We start from the raw sequence: 5,814 nt of genomic DNA on the forward strand, positions 1-5,814 counted from the left end.
CCCCACATTGCAAGCGCCCCGACACACCTCCTCCATCGCCAAAACACGCATACACCACGCCTCCGTTTCGGCAGACGTTTACCCGACCATCCATACCGCCAAGCGCAAATCCTCCTCCGTCAATTCGTATAACGCAGGAATAGGAACCCGGTATCTCGGCGAAACATTCGCCTGTCGCAATGTTCCACAGCTTCGCGGTGTTCTCACTGCAAATGGTTGCCGCTATGCTCCCGTCTTCCACAAGCGCCAGAGCAATAATGGGTTTATCCATTACGGAAATTTTCCGGGGAATCTCATCCGTCTGAAGGTCCCACAGCAGAAGAGAGCCGTCGATATGGCTGGAAAGAAGCCTTTGAGCATCGCCAGTTAGATCAAACGCCAGAATTGCGCGCCCATGATCGGGCTGACTCCGAACAATAGCAGCAGAATTTTTTGTCCAGGCAGAAATATTTTTGAAGATCGACATCATTCTTTATCCACAAGAAATGTTCATGGAGTCTATATTTTTAATATAGAGCGCCAAAATTGCAAAAATATCCCCATCAATTATAAAGGCATGAAAACGCATTTATCCATCAATGACAGAATCTGCTTCGGGAAAATCAGATTTCCATTTCCACCGGATCGCTTCATTAATTCTTTCCGTTCCAAAATGCTTCAACCTATCCAATTTTGATGTTCAATCATTGACATGAGTTCCAATTCTATTTTATCATCTGTGATAGAACCTGAAAAGAGGATAGGGCGTAGAGTGATCGTTTTTGCCTCGGAGTCTCTGGATAGGCACAGCTCACACCTTGATAAGGTGTAAGGCGTTACTCCATTGTAAATGGGGGCAGGGCAGCCCAATCCTGATTGAAATTCAGCTTCAAAAAGGGAGTAGGAATTGTATAATAAAAAGGTGATATCAAGCGTGCAGTGCTTGGGAGATATCAATCAAATTTCCCCGAAGGGCGTGATATTTATTTGTGCCACGAAGCAAATTAGCGATGTCATAACGCCAATAATAAATGAAAATTTCCCAGAAAACAAAACCCGCCAAGTTCACCCCAGGCCGAGCGGGGATGTCATATCAATTGAAAGTATGGCAAAATCATACCAAAAAGACGATATCGTTTTGATCGGTTATGAATATTATAAAGAATACTCTATTTCCTTCCAAATCCGCGGAATTCCACACTCATGCATATACAACGCCATGAGCCTTTATAACGATGTATGCATGTATAGAAAATCAAGAGATGACCAGAGAAAGAATTACCGAGAAAAGTACCGTCCATCGTTTGATGTATCGGAAAGGATCAGTTTCACGCCCAATTTTGTAGCTCTTGTCGGGGATTCAACATTATATCACCTTCCCAGTATTTGTTTATCGCAAATGCCTAATACCTATAATTTAGGCGTTCCTCATCTGTCGAGCGAGGCATTGATGGAGCGTGTCGACTTCGCTGTCGAAAAGGGTGCTTCTGCTGTGGCGATTTCCGTTGGAATTATAGATCTGACCGCATTCGTCCTGTTCGATCCAGGAGAATTGATCGATCGAATGCGACAAGTGGCCGATAAACTGGAATCGCGGCATATACCATGTGCATTCCATACGATTGCCCGGCCCAATTTCAGCATACCAGGGGGTGGATTGGACAACCGAATGCTGGCTGCCGATCATACTGGATGGGTTAATGACGTGATGAGGTCTGGAGGTTTGGGCCGACATGCTGCAATCATCGACGTCGATGCAATGCTGTCAGGAGAAAAAGGTCTTCGCGAAGAATATTGTTCCTTTGATTACGTGCACACCAACGGTGAAGGGTACTTGGTCTGGGGAAGGATGCTTCGAGAATGGTATGATTCCTTAGGGTCCGGCCCCATAAAGAGCCTTTCCGCCAGCGAGCCGTCGTGATTCAACGTCCTGGAATGGTGCATTGCGATGAGCGGTGGTCAGTTCTGGTTGACGGCGGAGCAATTTGGCCGGCTTGTCCGCGCGACACCCGAGGCAAGCCGCGCGTGAACGATCGCCGTGTGATCAGCGGGCGCGGATAGCCCGTACGACATGGCGCAGCACCATTGCCACCTCGGCGCCGTCAGGCGTCTTGCCGGGGCGCAGGATGACGGCGACCGGCTTGCCGGCCACCGCGCCGGGAGGGTTCAAATGGGACAGCGTGCCGCCCTCTACTGCCGGGTCTTCACCGCCGACCTGTCCTGCCCGCCAGGAACACGACCTGCTCACCTTCGCCGCCCGCGCCGGCTACGAGGTGGTGGGCATCTTCAAGGAAACCAGTTCCGGGGTGAAGCACGCTGGATGGCACCGTCAACTTGCTGGCACTGGCGGTTTGCGAGGGCGCGGTTTGCCCCTGAACACCCCTGGACCGGTTGATCACGCGGCCAACGGCGCGCCGACGACCTCGGCCCAGGTGGCGAAAGCCTGGGCGCGGGCAGTGCGGTAGTCGGAGGCGGGGAGGCTGTCGCGACGCAGCAGATGGAAGGTTGTTGATCGGGTCATGGATGGAGAGGAAACGCTGGACCTGGGCAGGGTCTTTGAAGCGCTTTCGCTGCCATTCGCGCCGCCGGTGGGTTGGTGGGAGTTCTCTGCCCGGTTGTTCAGCCCCTTGTGCTGGCGGTGCTCCCCGCCCATCCCCAGCTCCCGCTTGGCGGCAGCGTAGGACTTCAGCTTTTCAGTGACCGACACGCGCGGAGCCCGGCCCTGTTTTTTCAGCAGCTTGCGCAGCAAGCGTTTGGCCGCCCTGGTGTCGCGCCGACTCTGAACCAGCACGTCGAGAACGAAGCCGATCCATAGCCCGCCAAACCATCTGGGGATTTTTCGACCGACCGTTCCGGAAACTTCATTCGGCCTTTACAGCGCCCCGCCTTGGTGCCCGACGGCGCAACCGGGTGGCGATCTCGGGGCCGACTTCCGGGCCCAGTGGCGGACCGTTTCGTGGCTCACCGTGATGCCGCGCTTCGCCAGCAGATCCTCGACCATCCGCAGGCTGAGCGGAAAGCGGAAGTACAGCCACACCGCTGTGGCAACGATCTCAGCGGGATAGCGGTAGCCAGCGTAGCGGGGATCAAGGCGTGTCGCCATGCCGTTCCATACCCTGAACAGACCACCTCAGCAACTGCGGGGCAACAAGTTTACAGGGCCCTCTCGTATTGTGGCCCCAAGTTGCGTCTCGGTACATAGGTGACTCACAATTCTCGAGTCATCACGCTTGAAAATTGACTATCGATAGTATGATAATCGGCCAGGATGTTTTATGACCATCATTGTGCCTCTGGGTGGCGGAGTCGATATGTTTCACAATTATTACAAAAAAATGACGGACCCTGCGCTTGCCGCTATTCCCTTTTTCCTTCGCAGTTCCTGGAAAATCGCGATTGTTTTGGCTGTTCAGGCGCTCTCGCCGATCCGCTTCGATGGCTTCCAGCAGCACGAGCGGTTCAGTTTCAGGCTCAACAGCGCGGTCGCCGCGGATCTGACCGATGCGGACGGTCGCCCACACGCCGTGCTGGAGGTGGGATCGAAAGGCGTCAAGGCCCACCTGTTCAAGCTGGAACGGGCGGACACCGATCCGGGCTGCCAACAAAACCAGGACACCTATATCCGCTGCCTGTCCCCCCGGACAGTGGCCACGGAAAACACCAATCCGGTGGACGAACCCGCACTGAATGACACCGTCCGAGCCGTCTCGGCGCTGCGGGACCGGCTTAAGACCGAGTTCGGCGTGACCGATGACAGGTTGCTCGTGGTTGGCAGCAGCGGCGTTCGGGAAAAGGCGCACGCCGACCGGCTGGCCCAGGCCATTCAGGCCGTGTTGTCTCCAACTCAGCGCTTCTCCTACGTCACCGCGGACGAGGAGGCCAGATATCTGTTCACCGCCGCCACGGGCATGCTGCCCCCCGACCGCCGCGCGGAGGCGAACGGCCATGCCGTGTATATCGATTTCGGCAGCGGAAATCTGAAGGTGTCGTTCGTCGAAGGTAACGAGTTTCGGACGGCCATGATCCCGTTCGGAACCCGGTCCGCCACCCAGGCCATCGATGACGGGAGGGGCGCCATCGAGTTCAGGCAGGCAGCCGACGACTGGATCGCGCAGCGCTACCGTTCGATGGTGCGATCCGAATTCGACCGTCGGCCCGGTGCCATCAACCGTGACCGGGTTTATCTGGCCGGCGGAGCGGTCTGGGCCCTCGTCACCTTGACCGACCCGCGCAACCGCGACCAGCTTCCGCCTGTCACCGGACCGCAGATCGACGCCTACATCGCCCGCGCCGACCGGGACGACGCGCTGAAGGATCTCTGCACCGAAATCTCGACATCAATGTGAATCCCGAGATCAAGGACGTCTGCAAAAACTTCTCTATAGCCAACCTGCGGGTGTCGGGCCGCATGTTGCGGGTTCTCGCTACGGAATTGGACTTCGCGCACAAGACTGTCGCCTTTACCCGAGACGCGATGGCGGCTTGGCCGCTGGGCTATCTGAAGGCGAATGCCCGGCCCTTCACGGTCGTCCGGCGCGACTCCCCAGTCACCGGCACGGTCCTGCGCCTGCATGGTTCGAACACCATCGGGGCCGAACTCGCTCCCGTCTTGCTGCGCCGGTGGGTGGAGAGCAACGGCAACCTTCTCGCTCCCTGGATATCGCACGCCCCACTGGAAAGCGCCGCCCCCGTTCAGGGCGGGAATCCCACCCTGCCAGCACGGGTCGAGGTCTTCGCCCATGGCAGCTCCACCGGCATTCCGGATCTGGTGGGCGACCGCGCCGATCTGGCGATGCTGTCGCGTGCGCCAAACGACCGCGAGTTGGATATGATGAGGCGCGCCGGCGCTGCGGATCCACGCGGACGCAGCAGCGAAACCGTCGTTGGACTCGACGGGCTTGCCGTCTTTGTCAATTCCGCCAACCATGTGCCCGCCCTGACGCCGGAGCAGATCGGCGGGATCTTCACCGGCCGCATCACCGACTGGCGGCAGGTTGGCGGACGGCCGGGACCGATCCAGGTCTTCCACCGCCCCGACGGGTCAGGAACCCTCGAAACATTCCGCACACTGCTGCTCGACGGAGCCCAAAGCCCGCTGGCGGGCACCGAGATCGAATCGAGCGAGGTGCTGTCCGACCAGGTGAGCGGCACCCCGGGTGCCGTCGGCTTCACCGGCCTCGCCTACGTGCATAACAACGAGGCTGTCAGCGTCGACGAATGCGGGATCGAATATCCTCCGCATCCCTTCCTGGTGAAGAGCGAGGAATATCCGCTATTCCGCCGGCTCTACATGCATCGCCTGCCCGACAGCCGCAACCCCTGGGTCGAACCCTTCGTCCGTTTCCTCGGCAGCGCCACCGCCGAGGATGCTGTCGAACGCGCCGGCTTTGTCAACCAGGCGATCGAACTCGGTGACGAGAGCATCACCGCGATGCGCCGCGCCGCCCTTACCAACCCGAAGGCCAACAGCCAGACCCGTGGCCGCGCCGAGGAGAGCGCCATCGAGCGAATGCGCGCGCTCACCGACCGTTACACCCGCCTGTCGACCACTTTCCGCTTCGACCATGATAAGGACGTGATCGACGCGGCTGCCGAGGATAATCTCGACCGCCTGCGCGTATTCATGGGCCGTCCGGAGAATCTCGGCCGCAAGCTGGTGGTGATAGGATTCGCCAGCGCCTCCGGCGGCGATGCCCACAATCTGAACCTATCCAGACGCCGGGCCCACAACATCGCCAACCGCATCACCGGCTTCGGCGGCATCACGGTTGCCGAGGAGATCGGCATCGGCCGGAACCTTTATGTCGCCTGCAACGACACCGAGAGCCGGGCGCG

Annotated in this window: 5 protein-coding genes and 2 pseudogenes; 4 read left to right on the forward strand and 3 right to left on the reverse strand. The window is 58.1% G+C overall.

Annotated features, from left to right (window positions below):
* The coding region (locus I71_RS37035) for a WD40 repeat domain-containing protein (protein WP_148294117.1) at positions 1–469 on the reverse strand (469 nt) is incomplete at its 3' end.
* Between the two features lie 417 nt (positions 470–886).
* Between I71_RS37035 and I71_RS37040 the strand changes: the two genes are divergently transcribed.
* Positions 887–1,900 carry a hypothetical protein gene (locus I71_RS37040; RefSeq protein ID WP_148294118.1) on the forward strand — a complete coding sequence of 338 codons (1,014 nt, stop codon included), beginning with the start codon at positions 887–889 and terminating at the stop codon, positions 1,898–1,900.
* Positions 1,901–1,927: 27 nt separating this feature from the next.
* Positions 1,928–2,031: pseudogene (locus I71_RS37045) on the forward strand (IS5/IS1182 family transposase); the annotation flags it as partial.
* Here I71_RS37045 and I71_RS40930 read toward each other — a convergent pair.
* Positions 2,024–2,227 (reverse strand): hypothetical protein, encoded by a 204-nt coding sequence (locus tag I71_RS40930; protein ID WP_159107332.1) that lies wholly within the window; start codon positions 2,225–2,227, stop codon positions 2,024–2,026. The pseudogene I71_RS37045 and the gene I71_RS40930 overlap by 8 nt on opposite strands.
* A 147-nt stretch (positions 2,228–2,374) precedes the next feature.
* Positions 2,375–3,082, reverse strand: a pseudogene (locus I71_RS01625) (IS6 family transposase).
* Positions 3,083–3,254: 172 nt separating this feature from the next.
* Between I71_RS01625 and I71_RS01630 the strand changes: the two are divergent.
* The gene (locus I71_RS01630) at positions 3,255–4,325 is read left to right on the forward strand and encodes a hypothetical protein (protein ID WP_148294119.1); all 1,071 of its coding nucleotides are present in this window, start codon (positions 3,255–3,257) and stop codon (positions 4,323–4,325) included.
* 128 nt (positions 4,326–4,453) lie between these two features.
* The coding region (locus I71_RS34725) for a substrate-binding domain-containing protein (RefSeq protein WP_049975862.1) at positions 4,454–5,814 on the forward strand (1,361 nt) is incomplete at its 3' end.

The organism is Azospirillum sp. B506 (genome assembly GCF_000333595.1).
Classification (GTDB): domain Bacteria; phylum Pseudomonadota; class Alphaproteobacteria; order Azospirillales; family Azospirillaceae; genus Azospirillum.

Coding starts and splice junctions, on each gene's coding strand:
- I71_RS01630 (WP_148294119.1), top strand. CDS start 3,255: ATGACCATCATTGTGCCTCTGGGTGGCGGAGTCGATATGTTTCACAAT.